At 60.4% G+C, this 25,915-nt stretch carries 26 protein-coding genes; 16 read left to right on the top strand and 10 right to left on the bottom strand.

Annotated features, from left to right (window positions below):
• The first annotated feature begins 216 nt into the window (after window positions 1–216).
• The gene (locus BLS60_RS15725) at window positions 217–1,245 is read left to right on the top strand and encodes an IS30 family transposase (protein WP_092369802.1); all 1,029 of its coding nucleotides are present in this window, start codon (window positions 217–219) and stop codon (window positions 1,243–1,245) included.
• Window positions 1,246–2,209: 964 nt separating this feature from the next.
• Here the strand turns inward: BLS60_RS15725 and BLS60_RS21355 are convergent.
• On the bottom strand, window positions 2,210–2,590 hold the full coding sequence (locus BLS60_RS21355) for a hypothetical protein (RefSeq protein WP_143024609.1): 381 nt from the start codon (window positions 2,588–2,590) through the stop codon (window positions 2,210–2,212).
• Here BLS60_RS21355 and BLS60_RS15720 point away from each other — a divergent pair.
• Together BLS60_RS15720 and BLS60_RS15715 are read left to right on the top strand one after the other, a co-directional pair.
• Window positions 2,576–3,184 carry an FMN-dependent NADH-azoreductase gene (locus BLS60_RS15720; protein WP_092369799.1) on the top strand — a complete coding sequence of 203 codons (609 nt, stop codon included), beginning with the start codon at window positions 2,576–2,578 and terminating at the stop codon, window positions 3,182–3,184. The two genes, BLS60_RS21355 and BLS60_RS15720, sit on opposite strands and share 15 nt — an antisense overlap.
• A gap of 114 nt (window positions 3,185–3,298) precedes the next feature.
• On the top strand, window positions 3,299–4,078 hold the full coding sequence (locus tag BLS60_RS15715; protein ID WP_092369795.1) for a dienelactone hydrolase family protein: 780 nt from the start codon (window positions 3,299–3,301) through the stop codon (window positions 4,076–4,078).
• Window positions 4,079–4,125: 47 nt separating this feature from the next.
• Here BLS60_RS15715 and BLS60_RS15710 read toward each other — a convergent pair whose 3' ends face one another.
• The 3 genes from BLS60_RS15710 to BLS60_RS15700 all read right to left on the bottom strand — a co-directional run bounded on the left by BLS60_RS15710 (window position 4,126) and on the right by BLS60_RS15700 (window position 6,313).
• Window positions 4,126–4,911 carry a DUF4394 domain-containing protein gene (locus tag BLS60_RS15710; protein ID WP_092369792.1) on the bottom strand — a complete coding sequence of 262 codons (786 nt, stop codon included), beginning with the start codon at window positions 4,909–4,911 and terminating at the stop codon, window positions 4,126–4,128.
• A 152-nt stretch (window positions 4,912–5,063) separates the two neighbouring features.
• Window positions 5,064–5,768, bottom strand: a complete 705-nt coding sequence (locus BLS60_RS15705; protein ID WP_092369789.1) for an anti-sigma factor — start codon at window positions 5,766–5,768, stop codon at window positions 5,064–5,066.
• Window positions 5,765–6,313, bottom strand: coding sequence for a sigma-70 family RNA polymerase sigma factor (locus tag BLS60_RS15700; protein WP_092369786.1), 549 nt, complete (start codon window positions 6,311–6,313; stop codon window positions 5,765–5,767). Before BLS60_RS15700 ends, BLS60_RS15705 begins: the two co-directional genes overlap by 4 nt.
• Window positions 6,314–6,495: 182 nt before the next feature.
• On the opposite strand from BLS60_RS15700, the gene BLS60_RS15695 reads away from it, so the two are divergent.
• Together BLS60_RS15695 and BLS60_RS15690 are read left to right on the top strand one after the other, a co-directional pair.
• Window positions 6,496–7,524, top strand: coding sequence for an amidohydrolase family protein (locus tag BLS60_RS15695; RefSeq protein WP_092369783.1), 1,029 nt, complete (start codon window positions 6,496–6,498; stop codon window positions 7,522–7,524).
• A gap of 70 nt (window positions 7,525–7,594) precedes the next feature.
• A complete protein-coding gene (locus tag BLS60_RS15690; RefSeq protein ID WP_092369780.1) occupies window positions 7,595–8,059 on the top strand; it encodes a DUF3859 domain-containing protein in 465 nt (154 codons plus the stop codon).
• A gap of 93 nt (window positions 8,060–8,152) precedes the next feature.
• Here BLS60_RS15690 and fabB read toward each other — a convergent pair whose 3' ends face one another.
• From fabB to BLS60_RS15665, 5 genes are all read right to left on the bottom strand, one after another.
• Complete coding sequence (fabB, locus tag BLS60_RS15685) at window positions 8,153–9,373, bottom strand: beta-ketoacyl-ACP synthase I (RefSeq protein WP_092369778.1); 1,221 nt, start codon at window positions 9,371–9,373, stop codon at window positions 8,153–8,155.
• Window positions 9,374–9,385: 12 nt separating this feature from the next.
• On the bottom strand, window positions 9,386–9,901 hold the full coding sequence (gene fabA / locus BLS60_RS15680; protein WP_070883041.1) for a 3-hydroxyacyl-[acyl-carrier-protein] dehydratase FabA: 516 nt from the start codon (window positions 9,899–9,901) through the stop codon (window positions 9,386–9,388).
• A gap of 230 nt (window positions 9,902–10,131) precedes the next feature.
• A complete protein-coding gene (locus tag BLS60_RS15675; protein ID WP_092369775.1) occupies window positions 10,132–12,042 on the bottom strand; it encodes an ATP-binding protein in 1,911 nt (636 codons plus the stop codon).
• Window positions 12,039–12,959, bottom strand: a complete 921-nt coding sequence (locus BLS60_RS15670) for an ABC transporter substrate-binding protein (protein ID WP_092369772.1) — start codon at window positions 12,957–12,959, stop codon at window positions 12,039–12,041. Before BLS60_RS15670 ends, BLS60_RS15675 begins: the two co-directional genes overlap by 4 nt.
• A complete protein-coding gene (locus tag BLS60_RS15665; protein ID WP_244153420.1) occupies window positions 12,960–15,068 on the bottom strand; it encodes a TonB-dependent receptor plug domain-containing protein in 2,109 nt (702 codons plus the stop codon). It abuts the gene before it with no gap.
• A 187-nt stretch (window positions 15,069–15,255) separates the two neighbouring features.
• On the opposite strand from BLS60_RS15665, the gene BLS60_RS15660 reads away from it, so the two are divergent.
• From BLS60_RS15660 to BLS60_RS15625, 8 genes are all read left to right on the top strand, one after another.
• Window positions 15,256–16,278: an NAD(P)H-dependent glycerol-3-phosphate dehydrogenase gene (locus tag BLS60_RS15660; protein WP_070883045.1), complete on the top strand. Its 1,023-nt coding sequence runs from the start codon at window positions 15,256–15,258 to the stop codon at window positions 16,276–16,278.
• A 12-nt stretch (window positions 16,279–16,290) separates the two neighbouring features.
• The gene (locus BLS60_RS15655) at window positions 16,291–16,629 is read left to right on the top strand and encodes a DUF4389 domain-containing protein (protein WP_092369769.1); all 339 of its coding nucleotides are present in this window, start codon (window positions 16,291–16,293) and stop codon (window positions 16,627–16,629) included.
• Window positions 16,630–16,639: 10 nt separating this feature from the next.
• Window positions 16,640–17,104, top strand: a complete 465-nt coding sequence (gene sixA, locus BLS60_RS15650) for a phosphohistidine phosphatase SixA (protein WP_092369766.1) — start codon at window positions 16,640–16,642, stop codon at window positions 17,102–17,104.
• An 87-nt stretch (window positions 17,105–17,191) separates the two neighbouring features.
• Complete coding sequence (locus BLS60_RS15645; RefSeq protein ID WP_092369763.1) at window positions 17,192–17,635, top strand: hotdog fold thioesterase; 444 nt, start codon at window positions 17,192–17,194, stop codon at window positions 17,633–17,635.
• Window positions 17,636–17,739: 104 nt separating this feature from the next.
• Window positions 17,740–18,543, top strand: a complete 804-nt coding sequence (locus tag BLS60_RS15640) for an alpha/beta fold hydrolase (RefSeq protein WP_092369760.1) — start codon at window positions 17,740–17,742, stop codon at window positions 18,541–18,543.
• Complete coding sequence (locus tag BLS60_RS15635) at window positions 18,540–19,403, top strand: alpha/beta fold hydrolase (protein ID WP_070883050.1); 864 nt, start codon at window positions 18,540–18,542, stop codon at window positions 19,401–19,403. The genes BLS60_RS15640 and BLS60_RS15635 overlap by 4 nt, the downstream gene beginning before the upstream one ends.
• A gap of 159 nt (window positions 19,404–19,562) precedes the next feature.
• Entirely contained in the window at window positions 19,563–20,363 is an 801-nt protein-coding gene (locus BLS60_RS15630) for a DUF4892 domain-containing protein (protein WP_092369757.1), read from the top strand.
• A 46-nt stretch (window positions 20,364–20,409) separates the two neighbouring features.
• Window positions 20,410–21,483, top strand: a complete 1,074-nt coding sequence (locus BLS60_RS15625; protein WP_092369754.1) for an AI-2E family transporter — start codon at window positions 20,410–20,412, stop codon at window positions 21,481–21,483.
• 10 nt (window positions 21,484–21,493) lie between these two features.
• On the opposite strand, the gene BLS60_RS15620 is transcribed toward BLS60_RS15625, so the two are convergent.
• Complete coding sequence (locus BLS60_RS15620; RefSeq protein ID WP_092369750.1) at window positions 21,494–22,543, bottom strand: patatin-like phospholipase family protein; 1,050 nt, start codon at window positions 22,541–22,543, stop codon at window positions 21,494–21,496.
• A gap of 139 nt (window positions 22,544–22,682) precedes the next feature.
• On the opposite strand from BLS60_RS15620, the gene BLS60_RS15615 reads away from it, so the two are divergent.
• From BLS60_RS15615 to BLS60_RS22000, 3 genes are all read left to right on the top strand, one after another.
• Window positions 22,683–22,955, top strand: coding sequence for a hypothetical protein (locus BLS60_RS15615; RefSeq protein WP_070883054.1), 273 nt, complete (start codon window positions 22,683–22,685; stop codon window positions 22,953–22,955).
• A 48-nt stretch (window positions 22,956–23,003) separates the two neighbouring features.
• Complete coding sequence (locus BLS60_RS15610) at window positions 23,004–23,612, top strand: flavin reductase family protein (protein WP_092369747.1); 609 nt, start codon at window positions 23,004–23,006, stop codon at window positions 23,610–23,612.
• A gap of 238 nt (window positions 23,613–23,850) precedes the next feature.
• Complete coding sequence (locus tag BLS60_RS22000) at window positions 23,851–25,809, top strand: HAMP domain-containing methyl-accepting chemotaxis protein (protein ID WP_092369744.1); 1,959 nt, start codon at window positions 23,851–23,853, stop codon at window positions 25,807–25,809.
• Window positions 25,810–25,915 lie beyond the last annotated feature (106 nt).

Genomic DNA, 25,915 nt, shown 5'->3' with positions numbered 1-25,915 from the left:
AATGGCTTTGAGTGAATCGCCCCGTCTTTGTGGATTAAATTTTGTTAAGGTCAGGCAGTTGTAGCCTGACCCGCTTGCTGCAGGCGTAAGTTTATTCAGCCTCTGAAGAAATACACTAATTGGATCTCAATAGGAGCCGGTTGCCGTACCCGATGAACCCTGGCGGCGGCAAAAACTGAGTGCAACACCTGATCTTTCCGATACGGTGCTGCCCCCATGTCTTACTCCGAACTCAGCGTTGAAGAGCGCGCCATCATTCAAATCGGTCATGCCCAAGGTTTCAGCCTGCGTAGGATTGCCTGCTTGATCAACCGATCGCCTTCGACCATCAGCCGAGAGCTGCGCCGCAATCGAGATGCCAGTGGTGGCTACTCCGCCCGCGTGGCCCAGCAGCAGATGCAGGCCCGCCGTCAGGTTTGTCGACCGATACGAAAGCTGTTGCCGGGTAGCGAGCGCTTCGAGCTGGTGGCTCATATGCTGCGTGAGCGTTTGTCTCCCGAGCAGATTGCCGGCAAGCTGCGCAGCATGAATATTCCCAGCCTCAGAGAGGCCTACGTCTGTCGCGAGACGATCTATAACGCGATCTATGCCCTGCCGGTCGGTGAACTGCGCAAGGAGCTGATCATCTGCCTTCGCCAAAGCAAGACGACTCGCAGACCGCGCTCTGGCGGTGTGGATCGGCGCGGCCAGATCCCTGAGATGGTCAGCATTCATGTGCGTCCGCCGGAGATCGAAGACCGGCTGATGCCAGGGCATTGGGAAGGCGACCTGATCAAGGGCAAGGCCAACGCCTCGTCGGTAGGCACGCTGGTGGAGCGCACCAGTGGCTACCTGATGCTGGTAAAGATGAACGACGCGACGGCGACCTCGGCGATGGAGGGCTTCAGCGCCGCGCTCAATGGCATGCCGCTGGCAATGCGCAAGAGCATGACCTACGACCAGGGCCGAGAAATGGCGCGCCATGCTGAAATCACCCAGCAAACCGGGGTGGCAATCTACTTCTGCGACCCGCACAGCCCCTGGCAGCGCGGCAGCAACGAAAACATAAATGGCCTGATCCGCCAGTACCTGCCAAAAGGCACAGACCTGTCGGTACACAGCCAGGAAGAACTGGATGCCATCGCGCTGCAATTGAACATGCGTCCACGTAAGCGCTTCGACTTCAAATGCCCAATCGAAGTTATGGGTAAGCTGATGCAGGAAGCCATGGCTATGCGGCACGCTGCTCCAGCGTCAATTCAATAACCGTGTTGCACTCAGCTCCTGCAACCGCCCCTTCTAAACGTTGCCATCCCTGCAGAATAGCTCGGCTTTGTACTGTCCGTTATGGACTCGACCTAAGTATTATAGCTGCTGTACTCATAGCTGCCGACGTAGGCTTTATACGAGCCTCTCCCACCATCTCCTGTGTGGCGGATCGTACCCCTATTGCTATGGAGCTTGTGCGATGCGGTTTCCGGGGGCCCAGAGCTTTTCTCAGGCTATCCAGCACGAAATCTATTCTCATGCTGGTACTGACTCTCCAGCCACTGATACGTAGCTCGAAGTAGGTCAATCGCGAACGCCACACGTAGCCAGCTTCCTTGGATCGAGACTTAGGCAAGATCCGACAGCGATAGCTGGTTCGGCAGACATAGAAGTGGCGCTGGACGCGATTCAGTGGACGCCGCACGCTTAGATATTCTCTTGCAGTACCTGTGCCCCTAGCATTGTCCGTTGACGTACCTATTGCGCTGAATCTCTAAGCTTAACGCCTCCAGTTACGCCGTATGTCAGTGGCAATCCGACCGGGGTCTGAAGTCACAAGAGACTGGTTCGACTCTGAAGTGGGCACGATACTGATCAACAATAGTCCTCGGGACTTGGGCCCTCCAAGAAGGCCTACCCACTGAGATCTGCCTTTGCAAAATACTCACTGGCCAGACTGTAGGATTTTGGTTGGCTTCTCGCGCTCTAGGCCATGGTGCGTTCGCGCTCTTCGATGGTAGGCCTTTGACGCTAGCCTGCGTCAGTCTGAGGGGGGGGGGAAATCATGCATGCAGCGTTTGACTCGAACAGCCAATCTTCGGGCCAATGACCTCTGTGGTTTTGAAGTGAAACAGATAGTCGTTCAGATGCTCCCTAGAACCATGCGCACAGAACGTTCATGGCATTCAGGGAAGTATGTCGTAGTCTCTCCCATGGCCTTCTTCTCTTCTCAATAGTTGAGTTATTCAAGCAAACCAAGACGATCCACTTCGCCTGCCAATCCTGTTGGTGAGTCATCTACATTAGAAAGTGAACAGGATTCAGCCAGGCACAGCTGGTTATGTTGAGGCTCAAGGTTCGGTGATGGTGGTGTGGCTCTAATTATCAAGAGAGGAAAGGGGGCTATTTGATCAATTTCAGGGGGGTAAGTGGTTCGTCTAGGAAAACGTTGAGGTCCTGCATGGCGCGCTCCCTGGAGAAGGGCAGGGTTTGTCCTATCAGTAGAACGCATCATCGCATTTTTGCTGACTAATCGTAGATTGTAATCATGGGTAGGATTAACGCCATCGAACATCCAATGACCACCTTCTGCTTCAGGAACCTCCCCATGAAACTTCTCCATCTCGATTCCAGCATCCTTGGCAACGCTTCCGCTTCCCGCCAGCTCAGCGCCTCAGTAGTTGATGCCTGGAAGAACGGCCGGGCCGATATCCAGATTAGCTACCGCGACCTTGCCAGCGATGCCCTGGGCCATTTCTCGGCCGCCAGCCTGGTGGCTGGTGGTACACCTGCGGAGCTGCGTGATGCCGCTCAGGCTCATGAAATGGCACTGGCCGAGAAAACCCTGGAAGAGTTCCTGGCTGCCGATGCGATCGTGATTGGTGCTCCGATGTATAACTTTTCGATCCCTAGCCAGCTGAAGGCGTGGATTGATCGCATCTCGGTCGCTGGCAAAACCTTTGCCTATGATGAAAACGGTCCGAAGGGGTTGGCTGGCGGCAAGAAAGTGATCATCGCCTCAACCGCGGGTGGTCTGCACGCCGGGCAAGCCAGTGGCCAGGCTCATGAGGATTACCTGATCTTGGTGCTGCGCTTCCTCGGCATCACTGATATCCAGGTAGTGCGTGCCGAAGGCCTGGCTTATGGCGAAGAGCCGAAAGCCAATGCGTTGCGCGCTGCGCAGGAACAGATCGAGACATTGTTCACCGCGGTCTGATTCGCCGGCTGGCCGCGGTGCAATGATTTCCCTGGCGCCGCAAATGTGCTTTCTTGTCAGCTGGGCGCAGCTTCGGCTGTATCGAGAGAGCACATGCACGTTGGGAGACAAGCGATGAAGAAGTCACTGTTGTCGGTTGCGTTGCTGGGGCTGGCCGGGCTGGCCGAAGCGGGTGTGGTGGTTAAAAACGTTCCTTATGAGATCGATGGCGAACCGTTCGAAGGCATGCTGATCTACGATGACGCGGTGACCGATCCACGTCCTGGGTTGCTGATGGTGCCCAACTGGATGGGCGTCAACGATGCGTCGGCCCAGAAGGCCGCCCGCGCGGCTGGCGACAAGTACGTGGTGTTCATGGCCGATATGTACGGCAAGGCCATTCGCCCCACTAATGCTGACGAAGCCAAGGCAGCGGCAACTACCGTGCGCAGTGATCGGGCGCTGATGCGCAAGCGTGCGAATGCGGCTGTCGAGGTGCTTAAGGCGCAAACCAGTCAGGTCGCGCTGGACACGGCTCAATTGGGCGCGATCGGTTTCTGCTTCGGCGGCGGAACTGTGCTGGAGCTGGCGCGCTCGGGCGCTCCGCTGAAGGCGTTCGTGTCGTTCCATGGCAACCTGGATACGCCCAACCCGGCAGATGCCAACAACATCAAGGCACCGGTGCTGGTGCTGCACGGCGCAGATGATCCGGCTGTACCGCAGGAACAGGTCGATGGGTTCGTGGCGGAGATGAAAGCGAGTAAAACCGACTGGCAACTGGTCAGCTACGGCGGCGCGGTGCATTCGTTCACTAACCCACAGGCCAACACGCCGGGCAGCAATCAATACCATCCTGTGGTTGCGGCGCGTGCCTTTCAGGCGATGAACAATCTGCTGGATGAAGTGTTCGAGTAACGTCGATCGCGACGAGGGAGAGCCGGGCGGCCCTCCCTCGATGCCTTTTACATCGCGGGCAGAACTGCGATGTCGATGATGTCGTCAGGCAAGTTCTTGATCTCGCCCAGCGCGCTGGCCTTGCCCGTTTCCAGATTGACCTGGTGCAGGGTAGTGCCAGTCAACAGGTAAGCGGTGTTGCCGCCTTTACCGTCACTCTTGATATCCAGTGCTGCGCTCTTCAGGCCATCGGCGATCTTGCCAACCACCTGCTGGACGCCATCATTTGGCGGGTTCTGCAGCATCAGATTGCCGCTGGCCAGATCAACGGTGTACAGCGCGGTCTTCTCGGTACCCTTGTAGGAATTGGTGTAGGCGCCGGCCATTACCTTGGCGGTCTTGCCTGCGTAGGGGCCATCTTTGGCGTAGGCGACCTTGCCATCGACCACGGCCTCACCGCTCTCGACATTGACGCGCAGATTAGTGCCGTCCACGGACATCAGGCGCAGGCGGTCTGCCACCGGGTTGAAATCGACCACGGCCTGGCCCTTCCCGGTCAGTGCCTGATTGAGCTTGGCAACTTTGCTGGCTTTGCCACTTTTCGCGTCAACGGTGTAGAGCTGTCCGCCGTCGTCCAGGCCATAAATCCAGCCATTCGCCGGACGTACATCGATGCCGCGTAGGCTGGAGACGCCGCTGAGTTTCACGTCAGAGGCAACCATGAGGGTTTTGGTGTCGATGTGCAGCAATTTGCCGCTGGAACTCAAGGCCAGCAGATCATCGGCATTGGCAGTAGCACAGCCCAGGGCAGCGGTGGTGATGGCGATACCGAGCATTTTCTTGGAAATGTTCATGAGCGTCCTCTCTATGGGTAAGGCGCGAAGGTCTCTTCGCGCTCGCATCCAGGCACCGTGATGAAGCACCTGTTATCAATACCCATGAGATGGCGCTACAGATGTCGACAGACATATTTATTTACATCTGCCGTCTCCTGGGCTGCATCCAGTCAGTCCAGAGCCGCCACGACCGCGCGCCCGATATACAGCACTTCACCTGTTGGCCTGTTCAACGGCGAGCCACCGGACGGCTCCAGGGTCAGTTCAAAGAGCTGACCGGCACGCACTGCGCCGATCTGCTCGGCTGACAGGGTCAGCCGTTCGCCTGGCTCGACCAGGCCGAGCGAGCGGGGGCCATCCTTCGGATCAACAAGCGTCCAGAACTGCACCGAGCGATCCGCCACCACCTGATCCTCGCGTAACGGGTCGAGCACCAAGGTACCGCTCGCGTCGATATGAACTACCCAGCCAGGCGCTGCTGCTTCGCCCGGGGGCTGCAGAACGGCGGTGTAAATAGCCGGCGGTGTTTCGCTACGCCACGGCATCGGCAGCAAAGCGATGATCAGTGCCATCGCCAAGGCCGCGCTGGTCAAGCGCCATGTCGTCAGGTCCGACCACCAGGCCTGCCAGCGGCTGACCCGGCGGCCCAGGTTCAATGTCTCCTGAACACGTGGCCAGAGGCCGGGCGAGGGCGTGCTGGGATCAAGCCGGTCACTGAGCTCGAGAAAGTGTTGCTCCCATTCCAGTGCCATGGCCGCAGCCTGCGGGTCGCGCGCTATCAGCTCGGCAATTTCCCGGGCCTGATCCTGCTCGAGCAGGCCCAGGACATACTCGCCGATGAGCGCTCGGCGTTCTGCGGGGTCGGTGCTTATCATCGTTGCAAACACTCCTGGAGTGCGCGCAGACCGCTGCGAATACGCCCTTTGATAGTGCCCAATGGGGTCGTCAAGCGCGCCGCGATCTGTTCATGGGTCAGCCCCCGGTAAAACGCCAGCAGAATCGGATGGCGCCGTGGGCGTTCGAGTTTCTGCAGGCAGCCGCGCAGGTGGCGTTTGTCTGCCTGTTGTTCGTGCTGCTGCGCGGCGGAGAGACTCTCGTCGACCAAGTGGTCAGCAATCTCGTCACTCAGCTCCACGGTACGGCCGCGTTGGCGTAACTGATTCAACGCGCGATAGCGCAGGATGCTGTATATCCATGCACGGCCGCTGCCGAGCGAGCGCTGGAATCGCCCTGCATTACGCCAGATCTGCACAAAGGCATCGTGCAGACAATCCTCGGCGGGCTCGCGTTGGCCCAGCAAGCTGATCGCCAGCCCGAGCATCTGCGGGGCTTCCTGGCGGTACAGCGCGTGGAAGGCGCGCTCGTCGTCGCGGGCACAAGCTTCCAGGGTGCTTTCGTAATCGAATATCGGGTCAGACATGCCGGCGTCCTGTCATAGGCTGCGTCCTGAAGGTGCCAAGGGTTATACCCGAGACAAGCCGCTACGGATGCCTAAGCAATGAAACAAATAGTCTCATCGGCCCCTTGGCAGATTCGCGATATGGGCTGAACTTGACCGAAGCGGCCGCAGTCTATGCTGCTCATCGTCAGGAGGACGCCCGCATGCAACTGATTCGTCTAGGTTTTTTATTGTCTGCAGGGCTGCTGGCCGGCTTTGTGGAGGCGCGTGAGTATCGCTACAGCGATGCCCATCTCCATTACGTCGATTTTTTCCAGGAAAGCGCTGGCATGGACACGCTGCTGCAGCGCATGGATGAGGCTGGCGTTGATCACGTGATGTTCTCCGGCATACCTGTCGCCAAGAAATGGCACGAAGACGAGCCCAAGCGCCCGCGCTACTACGCGGGTGACGACGCCGCCGCCTACTGGTACAGCGCCACCGATGTGCTGATCGCCCACGCCTACAAACAGGTGCCCGAGGCGCAGCGTCACCGCTTCCATCCGTTTTTGTCCGGCTTCAATCCCAACGACAAGAATTCCGATGCGCATATCCGCCGCATGCTCGAACTCGACCCCGGGCTCTGGCAGGGCATTGGCGAGGTATTCACGCGCCACGATGACCTCACCTCGCTGATTGAGGGCAGCACACCGCGCGCCAACAACGAGGCGATGACGCGTGTCTATCACCTGGCGGCGGAATATGATCTGCCGGTGATGGTGCATTCCAACATCACCTCCAAGCGCGAGCGTAATCCACTCTATCTGCAGGAGATGGAGGAGCCGCTGCGTAATCACCCGCACGTGCGTTTCATCTGGGCCCACGCCGGCACGAGCATGGAGATTCATCGTCATCAGGAGAAACTGGAGTTTCTCTTCGACACCCTGGAGCGCATGCTGGAAAGCTACCCGAACCTGTACATTGATTTGTCATGGACGATGCTCAGGCCCTACCTGACCGACGAGAGCGGCAAGCCGGATCCGAAATGGGTGAAGCTGGTCGGCCAGTACCCGGAGCGATTCATGATCGGCTCCGACGTCGTGGGGCGTTTCGACAGCATGGGTGAATACATGCAGGGGTTTGATCGTTTTCTCGATGAGCTGCCCGAAGATGTCGCGCATAAAGTAGCCAGAGACAACTTCCTGTCGATTCTGCCGCGACGTGTTCAAGAGGCGCTGCCGGCTTCACGCTAACGGCGCTGATTGTCATCAGGTTGTCACTGCTGCGTCATAACCTCGCGCCATTCCAAAGAAGGAGCGTGAGATGCAACCCATCAGATTCGCAGCGATGACGGCACTGTTGCTGGCCGCAGGCCTGGCCCAGGCTGAGGTGAGCGTGCAAGGGCCGGTCGAGTACGGCGTGTTCGTCAGTCAGCACAAAGATTTCCAGCCCGGAGAGCGGGTACTGGCCCGGTCCAATCAGCAGATCGAGCAGACCCGCGTGATACCTGCCAAATTGGGCACCAAGTTCGGCATGCGTTACACCTTGGCGGGCAAGACTGCCAACGCCGAGCCGCTGACCCTGTTGTACCTCACGCCAGGCGTTATTGGTGCTGATGGCCAGCGCCACGACAAGTTCGTGGTTACCCAGAAGCTGGTAGCCGATGCGCCTGAAGATGTCATGGCATTCGAGTTTTCCGAGCGCAATGAAGTGGTGCCGGGCGAGTGGCATTTTCTGGTGTTTCAGGGCGACCGTAAGCTAGCAGAGCAGCGTTTCGACGTGCGTTAAGGTCGCTTGATGTAATGGGGAGTTTTCCCAGGGGGAAAGTCCCAACCATAAAAAACGGCGCCCGAAGGCGCCGTTTTTCATATCAGGCAGTGATCAGTTGCCGGCCCAGCGCTTCAGGATCAGAGTGGCGTTGGTGCCACCGAAGCCGAAGCTATTGGACATGATGGTGTTCAGCTTGGCGTCTTCGCGGGTTTCGCGCAGGATCGGCAAATCGGCGACTGCTGGATCCAGTTCTTCGATGTTGGCGGAACCCGCGATGAAGTTGCCTTCCATCATCAGCAAGCAATAGATCGCTTCGTGCACACCGGCTGCACCCAGGCTGTGGCCGGACAGGCTCTTGGTCGAGCTGATGGCTGGCGCTTTGTCGGCGAACACTTCGCGCACACCTTTCATTTCCGCGACATCGCCGACCGGAGTCGAGGTGCCGTGGGTGTTCAGGTAATCGATCGGTGTGTCGACGGTAGCCAGGGCTTGCTGCATGCAGCGAACCGCGCCTTCGCCACTCGGGGCAACCATGTCGTAGCCGTCCGAGGTCGCACCATAGCCGACGATTTCGGCGTAGATCTTCGCGCCACGAGCCAGAGCGTGTTCCAGTTCTTCGACCACGACCATGCCGCCGCCGCCAGCAATGACGAAACCGTCACGGTGGGCGTCGTAAGCACGGGAGGCTTTTTCCGGGGTGTCGTTGTACTGAGTGGACAGAGCTCCCATGGCGTCGAACAGGCAGCTCTGGCTCCAGTGCTCTTCCTCACCACCACCGGCGAAGACGATGTCCTGCTTGCCGAGCTGGATCTGCTCCATGGCCTGGCCAATGCAATGCGCGCTGGTGGCGCAGGCCGAGGAAATGGAGAAGTTGACGCCCTTGATCTTGAACGGGGTCGCCAGGCACGCCGAAACGGTGCTGCCCATGGTACGGGTTACACGGTACGGGCCAACACGCTTGACGCCTTTCTCGCGCAGGGTGTCGATGGCTTCCATCTGGTTCAGGGTGGAGGCGCCACCGGAGCCGGCGATCAGGCCGGTACGCGGGTTCGAGACCTGGTCTTCGCTCAGCCCGGAATCCTTGATCGCCTGATCCATCGCCAGGTAGGCGTAGGCCGCGGCATCACCCATGAAGCGGAACAGCTTGCGGTCGATCAACTCTTCCAGGTTCAGGTCTACGGAGCCCGACACGTGGCTGCGCAGACCCTTTTCGGCGTATTCCGGATTGAAGCGGATACCGGGGCGGCCAGCGCGAAGGTTGGCGGAGACGGTTTCTTTGTCATTGCCCAGGCAGGAAACGATGCCTAGACCGGTAATAACGACGCGACGCATGGAAAGGATCCTTTAGAAACTGTCGGTGGAAGTGAACAGGCCGACGCGCAGGCTTTCGGCACTGTAGATCTCGCGGCCATCGACGCTCACGGTGCCATCGGCGATTGCCAAGATCAGCGAACGAGTGATGGTGCGTTTGATATGGATGTTATAGGTGACTTTCTTGGCAGTGGGCAGAACCTGGCCGAAGAATTTGACTTCGCCTGAACCCAGCGCACGGCCACGGCCGGGGTTGCCCTGCCAGCCAAGGAAGAAGCCAACCAGCTGCCACATGGCATCGAGGCCCAGGCAGCCAGGCATTACCGGGTCGCCTTCGAAGTGGCAACCAAAGAACCACAGATCAGGATTGATATCGAGCTCTGCGACAATTTCGCCCTTGCCGTACTTGCCGCCCGTTTCGCTGATGTGGACGATCCGATCCATCATCAACATGTTCGGGGCGGGCAGTTGCGCATTACCCGGGCCGAACAGTTCGCCGCGGCTGCAGCGCAACAGGTCTTCCTGGGTGAAGGCGTTTTGTTTGGTCATGCGAGCTCCTCAATAATCCCCACGCGCCTCGGCTGGGTAAATCGTCCTGGCCGGCAGCGCATCTCTGATGCGCCTGCCAGCAGCCTAGTCATAGACTGTTGCGTTGTGGTGAAAGTCACAGTGTGGTGAGTACAGTTGTACTCTGCTGCGGCCAATGGTGTCACAAATGCCGCTTTGGTGCCCACTTCAACCCGCAAGCGTGCAACATTTCCGTCGTTCTGACTAGTCATCTAACGGTCAGGTGACAGCCAGCGGTCTAGCAGTTCCTGTAGTTCTGCACGTTTGAACGGCTTGGCGAGGTAATCGTTCATTCCCGCCTGCAAGCACGCTTCGCGGTCTCCCTGCAGGGCATTGGCGGTGAGAGCAATGATCGGCACCTGGCCCATCGCCGCCAATTTGCGGATGCGCCGGGTGGCTTCATAGCCGTCCATGATCGGCAGTCGACAGTCCATCAGTACCCCTGCGAAGCTTTCCCGTTGCACCGCCGAGACGGCCTGGGCGCCATCGGCCACCAGGGTGACCTGATAGCCCAGGCTGCGCAGCATGGCCTCGATTACCGTCTGGTTGACCGGGTTGTCTTCCACCAGAAGCACGGAGAGGGTTTGCTGCAGCGCAGGGCCGGGCGACGATGCCTCGGGGCGGGGCGCGGGCAGCTGAGCCGAAAAGGGCAACGGAATCTCTAATGTGAAGCAGGACCCGTGACCGGGCTCGCTGCGCGCGGTAAGCGTGCCGCCCATCCGCTCTGCCAGTGTGCGAGCAATCGGCAACCCCAGGCCTGTGCCGCCGTAACGGCGGGAAATCGAGTTGTCGGCCTGTTGGAAGGCGTCGAACATGGTGTCCAGCCGCTCGCCGCTGATGCCGATACCGGTGTCATGCACGCTGCAGGTGAACCACAGCACCTGGTTGTCCAGTGCTTGCCAGTTCGCCTCCACGCGCACTTCGCCGCGCTCGGTAAATTTCAGGGCGTTGCCAATCAGGTTGACCAAAATTTGCCGCAGGCGAGTGGGATCGCCCTGTACCTGCAGCGACGGCAGTGCTTCGCCAAGCTCCAGATGCAAGGTGAGGCCGCGTTGCTGTGCGCTGTGCTGAAAGGCCTGCAGCGACGTTTTCAACAGCACCGGCAGATTGAAACTGATGAGTTCCAGTTCAAGCGCACCGCGTTCGATCCGCGAAAAGTCCAGAATGTCATTGATGACCTTGAGCAAGTGTTCAGTCGACTCGCTCGCCAGCGCGGCGTATTCATGCTGTTCCTGGTTCAGTTCGGTGGTTTCCAGCAGCTGTAACATGCCCAGTACGCCGTTCATGGGGGTGCGCAGCTCGTGGCTCATCATCGCCAGAAAATCGGATTTGGCTCGGTTGGCCAGTTCGGACTCTTCCCGTGCCTTGATCAGCAAAGTCATGGCCCGCTGCTGCTCGAGCGCGGCGTTGTTCAAGCCTGAGGCAAGGTTGTTGATATGCCGCGCGAGAACGGCCAGTTCGCCGTCGCCCACTTCCGGCAATGTGGTCTGGTAATTGCCACTCTGAATTGCCTTCACCGCGTCGTTCATTGCACTCAGCGGCTGTGACAGGTGGCGGGCGAGGCGGCGGGCGAGCAGAAAGGTCAGCAGCAGGGCGAACAGCACCAGCAGAGCGACCTTGAGCAGAATCTCCTGCTGGCGCGTGTTGAAGGCGTCACTGGAGACGCCAACGACCACCCGACCCAGGTAGCTGCCGGACGGGAAGGTGGCGGCACTCGCATCGTGCGGTACGAAGTCGGTGCCGAGATCGACTTCTTGCTGCTGGATCGGCGCCTGGAAGATATCGAGGTGGCCGTTGGCCGATTGCAAGTGCTCGGGTTGTTCGAGGTAGACGAGAATGTTGTCGTCGCGATCGCGTACTTCGACGAAGCGCAGGTGTGGTGTCTTCAGAGTCGCCTGCAGCAATGACTCAAGCACCTGACGGTTGCCAGAAATCACGCCATATTCGGTTGCTGGAGCCAACTGGCTGGCGATCAGTTGCCCGGTGTGGTTGATTTCGACACGCAGATCCTGAAGACGGTTGAAGGTCAGAAACCCGGTCAGCAAAAGCGTCAGCAACAGGGCCGGGCCGACGCTGATGAGCTGGGTGCGGATGTGGATGTTGCCGCCGCGCCACAGTTTCAAGGCGTTTCTCCTTCTGCAATCCGCCGGGCAAGATCCTCATCGCTGGGCAGATCCACCGCCAGTGCGCGTGCTACCTGAGAATTACCAAGCACTTTGAATGTGTCCGAGTAGCTACCAGAGGGCCAACCTTGTGGTGGCTGGTCAAGCAGCGTGTTGAGCGTTGCAAGCCAATCATTCTGGTCGCTGTAGGTGCTGGCCAGGCTGCCCGCTCGAACGAATCCGGCGCCGGGGCCGATCATCGCGCGTTGCTGAGCGTAACTGGTCAATAACAGATTCTTGGCCGTTTGCGGGTTGTAGAGATCGTCGTCGGCCAGGCCCAGTAAGATGTCACTGTGTTGTAGCAGGTGCAGCAGCGGGCGGTTGTCGCGGGTATTTGGCCAGTCCTCGGCGACGATCTCCAGGTCAAGCGCGGCGGCAGCGTGGCGGATTTCGTCGAGCATAAAAGCGCTGTCGGCGTCATGCAGTACGCCAATTCGGCCTATATGCGGTTGCAGGTGCTTGGCCAGGCGAAGCTGCCGCAGGGGAGCAGCGTCCGACCAGAGCACGCTGAGGTTGCTTGGCGCGCGGTCACCGAAGGTCGCACGTGCCTGGGTCTTGCTCACCTGCAACACCAGCGTTGGCGGCCCTTGTTCAGCGCTGAGGCGCCAGGCCAGTGCCGGTTGACCGAAGAGAATCAGCCGCGTGTCGGCCGGCATTTGGTTCAGAGGTGGCAGGTCGTTCAGCGGCACGATACGCACGCGATCCTGCGCACGTGCCGCGGCCAATGCGTTACCGAAACCCTGCAGGCTACTGGTGTCGCCTGCGCTGCTCAAGAGTAATTCGGCTGCACGCACGGGCGTGTGCAGCAGACAAAGCACAAGCAGCGCGGTATGCAGCCATGGGCAGTTTCGCCAGGTCGCCGAGTGGTTGGCCGCCATCTAGAAGTCGAGCTCGGCGCTGAGGTAGAGCAGGCGGCGATCGTCATAATTGTTTTCGCGCCAGGTCAGCGGCTCATCATCCAGCCGCCACTGCAGCACGCCAGCGACTTCCAGATTATTGCGGCCAAATGCCGTGCGCTTGGCCAGGCGCAGGTCGGTGCGCTCGAAGCGACGTTCGTTGAGGCGATCCGCGCCGTAGTAGAAAAGGCCGCTCGACCATCCCATCCCCCAGTCGCGCAGCCAGCCAGCTGAGCCGCTGTTGCGTGCGGTCAGGCGCTGATCGGTTTTGCTGGTGGCGCTGAAGTCGACATAGGCGTAAGTCAGGCGCAAACGGTCGGCGTTGCTGACCTGCCAGTCCAATTGCGTTTCCGCACCGCTGAAACGCATACGGTGGCTATTGTCAGGGGCGAAGCGATCAGCGCGCAGCGGCTCGCTGATCATGTTGTGGATTTCGTCGTAGAACAGTTTGAGGTCTACGCTTAGCCCGGCGTCGGCGAACAGGCCGTTGTAACCCAGCTCGTGGGAGCGGATAACCTCCTGCTCGAGATTGCCTGGCCCCCGCGCATGCAGGAAATAGTCGGCGTCGCGCTGGCCAAACGGCGGCGGCTGGATGCCGCGGATCCGGTAGCGCGAGTTGGCGTTGTTTTCGTACATGTCGGGCGATCGGACAGCTTGCGAATAGACCGCGCGCAGGCCGTGCTTCGGGGTGATCAGGTAGTTGACGGCCAGGCGTGGCGTTAGCGATGAGCCAGTGAGCTGGTCGTCTTCAAGCATCGCGCCGCCCTGTAGCAGCCAGTGTTCGTCGACATGCCATTCAAGGTGGCCGAACAGGCGCCACACTTGATTGCTGAGGCGACCACTGAAATACGTTTCCGAATCGGCCTGGTCATGGCGATACCCCAGCCCGCTGAGCAGACGCAGGTTGTCGGAGAGGCTGAAGGTGTCCTGCAATTCCACGTCATAACGGGTTTCACGGATGTTCTGGTTGGCCGTGCCACACACCTCGCGTGTTGCGCCTGAAGCCAGCTGCTGGCGAATCTGCGTTGCCAAGGCGCGCTCCTGAGCGGTGCCCGCGGGCACAGGGCCGAACGGATTGCCAGTAAAGCGCCTTACGTAGTCGCTATTGAGCGACCACAGTTCGGCGAGCTGAGGGCTGAAAGCAATTTCCGCCTCGCAAGCGCGCCAATGCTCCAGGCGTTCCCAGTGCTGTATGGAGCTCTGCAGGGACAGGCTGTGACGGGCGCTCTGGTCGAAACTCCAGCGAAGCGAGCCGGCGTGATCGCGGGCCTTAACGTCTGAATTCGTATCACCAAGCGTGATTCCGGGAAACAGCGGCTCGTACACATAAGGGCGCTGATTGCTGCCTTCTTTGGCCGCCAGCTGCCAGTCGATGCTCTGCCGTGGAGTCAGCTGCTGAGTGACCGACAGGCTGATGCGCTCGAGCCGGCGGCTGTCACGATACGGCGCGTTGGTTTCGTCATGGTCGAAGCCGTCATCCTGCTGGCCGCTGATCGACAGGCGCAGCGCGCCGCTGTCCCAGCTGTTGCCCTGGCTGGCGTAATAGTCGGCGATGCCGCGCTGGCCGCGCGTGACCTTGAGCCGGGTACCTGTGCTGTCCAGCGGCTGGCGGGTGAAAATATTGATCACACCCATCAGTGCGTTGGCGCCGTAACTGACGGTGTTCGGGCCGCGAAATACCTCGATGCGTTCGATATCCTCGATTGCCACCGGAATATCCGTCCAGTCGACGGTCGCTAAACCAGGGTGATAGACCGAGCGGCCGTCGATCATGACCTGCAGGCGCCGCGCTTCCGACGCGCTGGAGCCGTGATAGTTGAGGGTCGGCTGATTGCCGGTGCGGTAGCCAACCATCATGCCCGGCACCAGGCGTAGCAATTCGGCGATATCACGCGCGCCGCTGGCCTTTATCAGCGCGCTGTCGAGCACCGTAACGCTGCCGGGCACCGCGGCGGGTGATTGCTTCAAACGCGTGGCGGTCAGAACCTGCGGCACGGCCTGGCCGCTGAACAGATCATCGGCCGCGGCTTCGCCCGCCGTTATCAGCGTCAGCAAAAAAAACGAAAGAGGAGGCGAGGCTTTGATGGTCACGCAACGGCCCTGTACGCGCAGTGGCGCGCATGTTAACCGAGCTGCGAGGTGTTGCCAGCCATGCGCCGTTAAAAGACCTGTTTAAGTTCGGTTGCAAGTTCGCGGTGCCGCCAGGCCCGCAACGCTGGCCGTGCGACGAGCGAGCCGTATAATGCGCGCATTGCCACAGGCTCACTACGGATCGGTCATGACTCAACAGCAACCTATCGCAGTGCTTGGCGGCGGCAGCTTCGGCACCGCCATCGCTAATCTGCTGGCGCAGAACGGCCATCGTGTTCTGCACTGGATGCGCGACCCGGTGCAGGCCGAGGCCATCCGCGTGAACCGCGAAAATCCCCGCTACCTGAAAGGCGTGAAGGTGCTCGACAGCGTCGAGCCGACCACAGACCTGCCCGGAGCACTGAACAGCTGCGCGCTGGCCTTCGTGGCGTTGCCATCCAGCGCGCTGCGGCAGGTACTGCAGCCGGTCGCCGGGCTGTTGGCCGGCAAGATGCTGGTCAGCACCACCAAGGGCATCGAGGCGCAGACGTTCAAGCTGATGAGCCAGATCATCGAGGAGGTCGCTCCTGAAGCGCGTATCGGCGTGCTGTCGGGGCCCAACCTGGCCAAGGAAATTGCTGCACACACGCTGACCGCGACGGTAGTGGCCAGCGAAGACGAAGCGTTGTGCCGTGAAGTGCAGGCCGTGCTGCACGGTCGCACCTTCCGCGTTTATGCCAGTGCTGATCGCTTCGGCGCCGAACTCGGCGGTGCGCTTAAGAATGTCTACGCGATCATCGCCGGCATGGCGGCTGCGCTGGGGATGGGTGAGAACACCAAGAGCATGTTGATCACCCGGGCACTGGCGGAAATGACCCGCTTCGCCGTCCACCTGGGCGCCAACCCGATGACTTTCCTCGGCCTTGCCGGAGTCGGCGATCTCATCGTCACCTGCTCGTCACCCAAGAGCCGCAACTATCAAGTGGGCTTCGCGCTGGGTGAAGGGCTGAGCCTCGACGATGCGGTGCAGCGCCTTGGCGAGGTAGCCGAAGGCGTGAACACCATCAAGGTCCTCAAAGCCAGGGCCGATGAACTGCAGGTTTATATGCCGCTGGTGGCGGGGTTGCATGCGATTCTGTTCGAAGGGCGGACGCTGGATCAGGTCATCGAAGCGCTGATGCGCGCCGAGCCTAAAACCGATGTCGATTTCATTCCAGCCACTGGCTTTTAAGGGGTTTCGAATATGAGTGAGCATCAGAAAGGCGAGCCTATCGGGCTGCGAATCGTATGGATGCTGCTGTTTGTACTGGTCTGGCAGGTCGCCGAGCTGCTGCTGGCTGGCGTCGTGGTGCTGCAGTTGATCTATCGCCTTATCTACAAGGCCCCCCATGCCGGTTTGCTGAGCTTTGGCGATAGCCTCAGCCAGTACCTGGCGCAGATCGGCCGTTTCGGGACGTTCAACAGTGAGTCCAAACCCTGGCCATTCGCCGACTGGCCAACGCCGCGTGCGGCGCAGGTGGAACCCGCACACAGCGTGCCGCCGGTTGTGAACCCTGTAAACGACGACGAGCCGAAGCCGTGAGGTGCCTGGCATGAAGGTCTGGTTACTGCGCCATGGCCAGGCACATGCCGAGGCTCGAAGCGATCAAGTGCGTGAGCTGACCGATTACGGCCGCAACGAGGTTCGGCAATCGCTTGAGCACCTGCGTGGTGCTCCCCTGGAGGCGATTTACGTCAGCCCTTATGTACGCGCCCAACAGACGGCCGCCCTTGTGCGTGATGCGCTTGGGTTGCCCGGCGAATTACGTACCGTTTCCTGGTTGACCCCCGAGAGCGATCCGCGTGAGAGTCTGGCAGAGCTGCAGAGGCTTAGTGGTGACGAGATATTGCTGGTCTCGCATCAACCTTTTATCGGTGCCCTCGGTGGGTTGCTGGTGCACGGCAATCGGCAACAGCCATTGCCCATGCATACGGCCAGCCTGGCGCTGCTGGAAGGTGAGGAGCTGCTTGCCGGGTTGATGTCACTGCAGGTGCTGGCACATCCCGATCTGCAGTGAGTGGGCTGCGCGGGTCGTGCCTGTGTGGCAGGATCTGCTGGAGCTTGCCGCTGCAGGTGAGTCAGCCCATCACAGAAAGGATCGCCCATGAGCCTCTGGCGTCAGCCCCCCAACCTCGACGACATCAACGCATCGCAACGCAATACCATCGGCGAATTGCTGGATATCCGTTTCGAATCATTCGATGACCAATCCATGACTGCCAGCATGACGGTCGATACGCGCACTCATCAACCGTTTGGTCTGTTGCATGGCGGCGCCTCGGTGGTGCTCGCGGAGAGTCTGGGTTCCACGGCCAGCTATCAGTGTATCGATCCGGAGAAATTCTTCTGCGTCGGCCTGGAGGTCAATGCCAACCATCTGCGCGGATTGCGTTCAGGGCGTGTCACTGCGGTGGCCAAGCCGGTGCACCTGGGGCGAACCACCCATGTGTGGGACATTCGCCTCAGTGGTGACGACGGCAAGCCCAGCTGTATCTCGCGCCTGACCGTGGCCATCGTGCCGTTGGGTAGCCAGCCGCCCAAGCGCTAACCGGCATTTGGCCGGAGCGTCGTCTTCCCTGACCGTTACGGGCATTGCCGTCTAGCAGGTGCTGGCTGACAATCGGTGCACTGTCCGCCACCAGCACCCAGGCCATGTCTCAGCTGATCTTCTTCGCCCACGCCAATGGCTTTCCCTCGGCCACCTACGGCAAGCTGTTCGCCGCACTCGCGCCGGAGTATCAGGTACATCACCTGCCGCAGCATGCCCATGACCCGCGTTTCCCGGTGAATGACAACTGGAGCAATCTGGTCGATGAGCTGCTCCATCACCTCGAACAGTGCGCAGGCCCGGTCTGGGGCGTAGGGCATTCGCTGGGCGGCGTTCTGCATTATCACGCTGCGTTGCTCAGGCCTGATCTGTACCGCGGGCTGGTAATGCTCGACTCACCGGTATTGACCCGTACTGATCAGATGGTCATTCGCGCGGCGAAGCGCTTTGGTTTTATCGATCGTCTCACGCCTGCAGGGCGAACCCTGGGGCGACGCGAGGCCTTTGTCGATGCGCTGGAGGCGCGCCGCTATTTCGCTGAACGGTCGCTGTTCAGCCGCTTCGATCCTGAGTGTCTGGATGCCTACGTCGAGCATGGCCTGCACCCTCATGAAGATGGCGTACGCCTGCGTTTCGAGGCAGCGACCGAGATCAGCATCTATCGCAGCGTGCCTCATACCAGCCCCGGTCGGCCACAGCAGCTGCAGGTGCCCCTGGCATTGGTAAAAGGTGCCCAGAGTCGCGTGGTGCTCGCGCATCACGGGCGTATGGCGCGCCGTGCGCCGCGAGGTGAATTCATCACGCTGCCCGGCGGGCACATGTTTCCCCTGGAGTATCCCGGCGAGACGGCGCGCTTGCTGCGTACGCTTTTCGAGCGCTGGCAAGCACCTGGCGAGATCTCCCGATGACCCTCGGTTTTGAAGAGGTACGCCTGCGCCTGCCGCATATCGAACTGGCCGCTCAGGTCTACGGCCCGGAGCAGGGCATTCCGGTGATCGCCCTGCATGGCTGGCTCGACAATGCCGCAAGCTTCGCTCGGCTGGCGCCTAAGCTGTCGGGCTTGCGCATCGTCGCCTTGGATTTTGCCGGTCATGGCCATTCCGATCACCGTGCGCCCGGGGCCGGCTATGCGCTGTGGGACTATGTGCACGATGTGCTGCTGGTGGCTGAACAGTTTGGCTGGCAGCGCTTCAGCCTGTTGGGTCATTCCATGGGGGCGATCGTCTCGTTGCTGCTCGCGGCCACTTTTCCCGAACGGGTGCAGCGCCTGGCGCTGATCGACGGGTTGATCCCGCCGACCGCCGAGGCTGATGCGGCAGTTACCACTCTGGCCGATTCGCTGCGCGCGCAGCTGGCGCTGCCGGCCAAGCGCAAGCCGGTTTATCCAAGCCTGGAAAAGGCTGCCCAGGTGCGTCAGCGTGGGGTCGGGCATGTCAGCTTCGAAGCCGCCGAGCTGCTTGCGCAGCGTGGGTTGATGCCGGTTCCCGGTGGTTACACCTGGCGCACCGATAATCGTCTGACGCTGCCTTCGCCGCTGCGGCTGACCCGCAAGCATGCCCGCGCATTCGTGTCGGCGTTAAGTTGCCCCAGCAAGCTGCTGGTCGCTGAGCACGGTTTGCTGGCGCAACGAGAGGGGTTGGGGGACTGGCTGGTGCAGACCGCCATCCAGGTCGAGTACCTGCCCGGCGGGCATCACCTGCACCTTGACGATGAGCTGGGCGCGCAACTCGTAGCAGACTGTTTCAATCCTTTCCTGAACGCGCCTTGACGGGCTTGCACAACTGGGGAAAGGTGTCGGCATTGCAATGGAGACCCGCATGACCGACCTGTATACCGTCGCGCTGGAAGCGCTGCTCGCGTCCGATACCGTTCACGCACTGCCATCCACCACGCCGACCCTCGATACGACTGAACAACAAGGGGTCTCATGCGCCTGAGTTACCTGCTTCCTCTCATGCTGGTCAGTGCGGCGGCCACCGCCGATGTAACCGGCAGCCGCGATCTCGAGATGCTGCCGCGTTTTCCGGGCAGCGAGATTGTCTCGTTCAAGGAACAGACAGATCAGGAGCGTCTCTACCCGCAAGGCACCATCCGCCGCATCAGTGGGCGCCTGCGTTACGAGCGCGAAGTGCTCGTGGAAGGGCAGCTCACTGCCATCACTTATGAATTGCCTCGTACCCACAGTGCCACCGAGGTGTTTACTGAAATGCGCGAGGCGCTGCAGGATCAGGACGCCCATATCCTCTACTGGTGCGAGGGCCGCGAGTGCGGCTCCAGCAGCCTGTGGGCCAATTCGGTGTTCGGCAATTCCACGCTCTACGGCTCCGATGATCAACAGGCGTATGCCTTGTTGCGTTTGGCCGAGCCGAATCAGGACAACCTGATCGCGCTATACAGCATCACACGCGGCAATCGCCGCGCCTACCTGCATGCCGAGCTACTGGCGGCCAACCAGCCGTTGGCGCAGGTGCTGCCAACCCCAGCCACACTCTCGCGCCAGTTGAAAAGCGCCGGCGACCTGAGCCTGCCGGTCCTGGATGCACCTCAGGATGACTGGGTCGAGCTGCTTGCACGCAGCCTCAATCTGGATAGCACCCTGCGTGTCAGCCTGTCTGGCGCGCAAGCTGAAGCCTGGCGTGAGGCGTTGATCGAACAGCGGGTCAGGGCAGCACGCCTGGAAATCGGTGAGAGCACGGGCGATGGCCTGCGTATCGACGTCTTACGTTGAGTGCGCTTTATATGAGCTTTAGCCTGGTTTTCTGGAAACGCTAAAAATGCCGAACAACGACCGTTTGCTGGTGCAAATCCTGCTACTGGGGTTGCTGGGCGCCAGCCTGTGGGTGCTGGCTCCGTTCTGGTCGGCGCTGTTCTGGGCCGCCGTTCTCTCGTTCGCCAGCTGGCCGGTGATGCGCTGGCTGACGCGGCTGCTCAAGGGTCGACAATCCGCCGCAGCCGGGCTTCTGACCGGCGTATGGATCGTGTTGGTGGCGGTGCCGCTGGTGATGCTTGGTGTCAACCTTGCCGACCACATTCGCGATGCGACCGCGATGATCAAAGGCTTTCAGGTCGAAGGCCTGCCGCCGCCGCCGACCTGGCTGGCCTCCATTCCGCTGGTAGGCAGCCGTCTGGTCGGTCTTTGGGAAACGCTCGATCAGCAGGGCTCGGCGTTGTTTGCCACGGTGCAGCCTTATCTCGGCCAGGTCGGTAACTTCCTGCTAGTGCGCAGCGCCAAGATCGGCGGCGGCATTCTCGAACTGGCCCTGAGTCTGATCCTGGTGTTCTTCTTCTATCGAGACGGCCCGCGCCTCGCGGCCTTTGTCGAGAGCCTGCTCGAGCGATTGATCGGCGAGCGTGCCGAGCATTACCTCGAGCTGGTCGCCGGCACCGTACAGCGTGTGGTCAACGGTGTGCTGGGAACGGCGGTGGCGCAGGGGATTCTTGCCTACATCGGTTTCATGATCGCCGGTATTCCGGGTGCTCTGTTGCTGGGCGTGCTGACCTTCGCCTGCAGCTTGATCATGGTGCCGCCGCTGATTTGGGGCCCTGCGGTCGGCTGGCTGGTCTGGCAGGGCGAGATCGGCATGGCGATCTTCATGGGCATCTGGGGATTCTTCATCATCAGCGGCGTGGACAACATCCTCAAGCCGTACCTGATCAGCCGCGGCGGCAATCTGCCGCTGGTGGTGGTGCTGCTTGGCGTGTTTGGCGGCATCCTGGCGTTCGGTTTCATGGGGTTGTTTCTCGGGCCGACCTTGCTGGCGGTGGCTTACAGCCTGCTCTGTGACTGGGTCGAGCGCAAGGCGCCGGCCGGGTTGCCGGCCCCCGAGGAGCGCACCCCACCGCAGTAATTCGGCCCCTTCAGTGGTCGCCGCGCTCGTATTTGTCCAGCGTGTCGCGGGCGATCTGCCGGCCAAGCATGATCAGCTCCGGGGCCTTGTAGAACTCGAAGAAACGACAGACCCGCTTGGGCACGTTGATGAGGATATCCGGCGGGTAGCCGGCGATCTTGTATTGCGAAAGCGAGGTCTGCATCACCTCGAAGCTCTGGTTGATCAGCTCCAGCAAAGAAGCCGGCCCGGCGATGTTGGCAACCCGCGAGCCACTCGCCGATTTCGGCGCACTGTCGCTCTGCGGCGCGGCGGCAGGTTGTTGGGCATGCGGATCAGCCGCCTCATGCAACCACAAATCGGGTTGCCGCGGCGCCATGGGCTCGTCGCGCCCCTCCAGCAACAGCAGCTGATCATCGTCGGCCTCCTTGCGACGCAGCGTGGGCAGGCGTGAACCCAGTGACGCCATCAACTGATCGAAGCGGCCCTTTAGTGCGGCCGGGCGTTCGATGACGGGCAGTTGATAATGCTGCTGCTGCGCGGAATTGAGGTTGACGGCGATGATCAGGTCGCAGTGGCTGGAGACCACGGGCACGATCGGCAATGGATTGAGCAGGCCGCCATCGACCAGCATGCGTTTGCCCTGAATGACCGGCGTGAACAGGCTGGGAATCGCCGCCGAGGCGCGCATCGCCTGGTGCAGGCAACCTTCCTGAAACCAGATTTCCTGCTGGTTGGTGAGGTCGGTGGCCACCGCGGTGAACGGAATGTTCAGCGCCTCGATATTGATCTCGCCGACGATATCGCGAATTCGTCCAAACACCTTCTCACCGCGTATCGCCCCGAGCCGAAAGCTCACATCCAGCAGTCGCAGCACGTCCAGGTAGTCGAGGCTTTGCGTCCATTCGCTGTAGTCCTTGAGCTTGCCAGCCGCGTATATCCCGCCGACCACCGCCCCCATCGAACATCCTGCGATACAACCTATCTCGTAACCGCGAGCTTCCAGCTCCTCGATAACACCAATGTGGGCGTAGCCGCGTGCACCACCCGAGCCCAATACCAGAGCTACTTTCTTGCTCATTCAACTCCCCTAGAAACGTGCCATAAGTGCTGCACGGTGTCTCTCGTGCAGCGCCTGCGATAGTGGCACTTTTTTCCTGATGCGCCGTCATAATCAACACCGGCAACATGATTGCCGGCCAACTTCTGGAGTATGCGACATGAAAGCCTGGATTCTCTTACCGATTGCGCTGTTGGCGGGCTGCTCAGCGACCACGTCGTACCGCGATAGCTGTGCAAATCAACTGGATGCGGCCTGGCAGGAATTGGATCTGGCCAAGGCCGAAGGCTTTGCCGGTACCGTTAGCTACTCCAAGGCAGCTTCGTTAATGACCGCGGCGAAAACCCAGCAGCAATTCGAAGCGTTCCGAGGTTGCGCCAATAAATCAGAAAAAGCCCGTTTCTATATCCGCGAGTCGCGCGCGGGCCGATGATGGAGCAGTGGAGTAAGCTGGCGGCAACCTGACTTGCTGGAGAATGGCATGCTGCTCGACTTTTCCGAACTGACGCCGCTGGAGCGTTATCGCTGGCTTGCCTCCACTGTGACCCCCAGGCCCATCGCCTGGGTGTCGAGCCTTTCTAAAGAGGGCGTCGCCAACTTGGCGCCTTTCAGTTTTTTTCAAGTGATAAGCGACGATCCGGCAACGCTGATGGTCAATGTCGGCACCCGTGATGACGGTTTGCTAAAGGATACGTTGCGAAACGCTCAGGACACTGGCGAGCTGGTTATTCACCTGGTGTCTTTCGCTCAGGCTGAAGCGATGAATGCCAGCGCTGCAGTGCTGCCGCGCAACGCCAGTGAATTCGAGCATTGCGGCATCGCATCGATTCCCAGTACCCGCGTGGCACCGCCCCGCGTCGTTGGCGCGGCAGTGGCGTTCGAGTGTCAGGTGACCGAGGTCATTGGCTACCCTCGGCAGCAGCCCAACCACCACCTGATCTTCGCCCAAGTCCTGCTCGCTCATCTAGACGATAATGTGCTTAACGACAAAGGCCGGATCGACCCGCATCGTCTCGATCTGGTCGGGCGTCTGGGCGGCATGGCGTATAGCCGAACTCGCGACACCTTTGATTTGCAGCGTCCTGGTTGATGCGGACAACAACCTTCGGCAGGCCAGCGTTTATTCAACCGGCGTACCTCGGGTGCATGCCTTGCGCTGCATGGCGACGCCAGCGCGCGATGACGGTCCGTAGCGGATCAACCATTCCAAAAACGACCCCGGTTTAGCTAAAACCACTCGCCAGGCAATTGCTGGCTTGTTGCTATTACTGGGCTGTTTCAATGTGGGTACCTTGAAGACCTTGGTCGGGTCGCAGAGGAGGTGCCGCATGTCGTACTTGCGTTCATTGGCCAGTCTTGCCACGGCGGTCAAGCTTTCTCTGGGTTTCGGGCTGGTGTTGTCGCTTACGCTGGTTGTGGCGGCAAGCGGGCTCTATGCGCTGCAGCGCGTTGGCGCGGGATTCTCGGCGCTTGAGCAGTTCAGTCAAATCAACGAGCAAGTGGCGCAGATGCGCCGTACTGAGCAGGCTTTTATCCTCACCGCACAGGCTGATCATGTTGAGCGTCTGCATGAGCAGGCCGCGGCGATCCGTGCTCAGGTTGGCCATTTGCGTGAGCAAGCCCCCGGCCATAAGAGCGATGCGTTGCAGCAGGTGGACGAGAACATCGCGGAATACGTGCAAACCTTCGACCGGTACGTCGAACAGAGTGATAACAAGAGCCTGGCGCTGGATGCTGCCAAGTGGCTGGTCGTGGGCGCGGCAAACAGCCTGGACCTGCTTAAGGAGGGGCTCGCTGAGGACGGCGTATATGCGCTTCAGGAAAGCCAGGGACGTGCGGGTGGCGAAGCTGTCATCCAGGCCGGGAAAATCGGTAAGGTGCATGTTCTGTTGCTGCAAGCGCTCGAGCAAGCGCGGGTATTGCTCGAACTGAGCAGAACGAGCGGCGAGGCGCCACAGACAGGCATTCAGGAAGCATTGGATGCGCAAGCGCTGGCCATCGAGTTGCGCGATGAGCTGCGTGACCCAGGATACAGTTCAGTGCTCGGCGAAGTGGTCGGAAACATCGACTCCTTCAACCAGCGGTTGCAGGAGTACACCGGGCTGCTTCAGCAGCAACAGCAAGAATACGCACTGCTTGCTGAGCGGGCCGAGCAGGTCGTCGCGCTTGTCACTCAGGCTCACGCGGCCCAGCAAGGCGCCTTGCATGAGCAGCTAGGCGCCAGTACCTGGCTGATCCTGATTGCCGCCGCCGCCGCCCTGCTGGTCGGTTTGTTAGCGACGTGGCTGATTACTCGGGCGATCGTCCGGCCCCTCAAACAGGTCACCGGGATCGCCCAGCGCATTGCCTCAGGCGATCTTGGCGTTGAGATAGAAGTACGGCGCAGCGATGAGATCGGCCAGCTGCTCGAGGCGATGCAGGGCATGTCGCGTGATCTGCGTAGCATGGTCGGTCGTCTGCAGGCGGGCGTATCTCAGCTTTCGACGTCGGCGCAAAGCTTGTCATCGGTGGCTGACCGGGCGCGAGAGGGCGTCACTGTGCAAAAGCAGGAAACCGACCAGATGGCGACCGCAATCACCCAGATGGCGGCGACCGTTCATGAGGTCGCACAGAATGCCGAACAAGCCGCAGCTTCAGCTGCCTTGGCAGACTCGCGCGTCGTGTTGGGCGGGCAGGTAGTGCGCGGCACGTTGCAGCGCATCGAGCAACTGGTCGCAGCGATGTCTGTCACTCGGCAGGGTATCGAGCAACTTAGCCTGGACACTCGACACATCGATTCGGTACTCGAAGTCATCAAGAGCGTCGCCCAGCAAACCAACTTGCTTGCCCTGAACGCGGCCATCGAGGCAGCGCGGGCGGGCGAGCAAGGACGTGGCTTCGCCGTGGTTGCCGACGAAGTTCGCGCGTTGGCCAAGCGTACCCAGCAGTCCACCGAGGAAATCGATGGCTTGCTTGGCGTACTGCGCGCTGGCGCCAACCGCTCGGTTACTGACATGCATCAGAGTGATGCTCTGGTCGAGCAGGTGGTGCGTGACGCCAGCCAAACCCAGGAAGCGCTGACCGGCATTGCCAGTGCCGTAGCGGTGATTCACGGAATGAATCAGCAGATTGCGGCCGCGGCCGAACAACAGAGCGCTGTCGCAGAGGAAATCAACCGGAGCGTCACCTCCATCCGCGACATTGGTGAGCAATCTGCCGTCGCCATGCAGAAAAATACCTCTTCCAGCCAGCAGCTGGCCGCTCTTAGTGTAGAACTGCAGGGAATGGCGGCGCAGTTCCGACTCTGAGTTCCATCTCAGCCCGGGCAGTCGTAACAGCCGATAGTCGCGTGAGGGCGGGCCTGGTACACAGTTTCGTCAGCAAAGGTTACGTAATACTTTGCCCGTTGCGGTG

This window comes from Phytopseudomonas seleniipraecipitans (assembly GCF_900102335.1).
GTDB classification, from domain to species: domain Bacteria; phylum Pseudomonadota; class Gammaproteobacteria; order Pseudomonadales; family Pseudomonadaceae; genus Aquipseudomonas; species Aquipseudomonas seleniipraecipitans.
The sequence above is the reverse complement of the archived record's forward strand: the minus strand, read 5'-3'. Positions and strand labels throughout refer to the sequence as shown.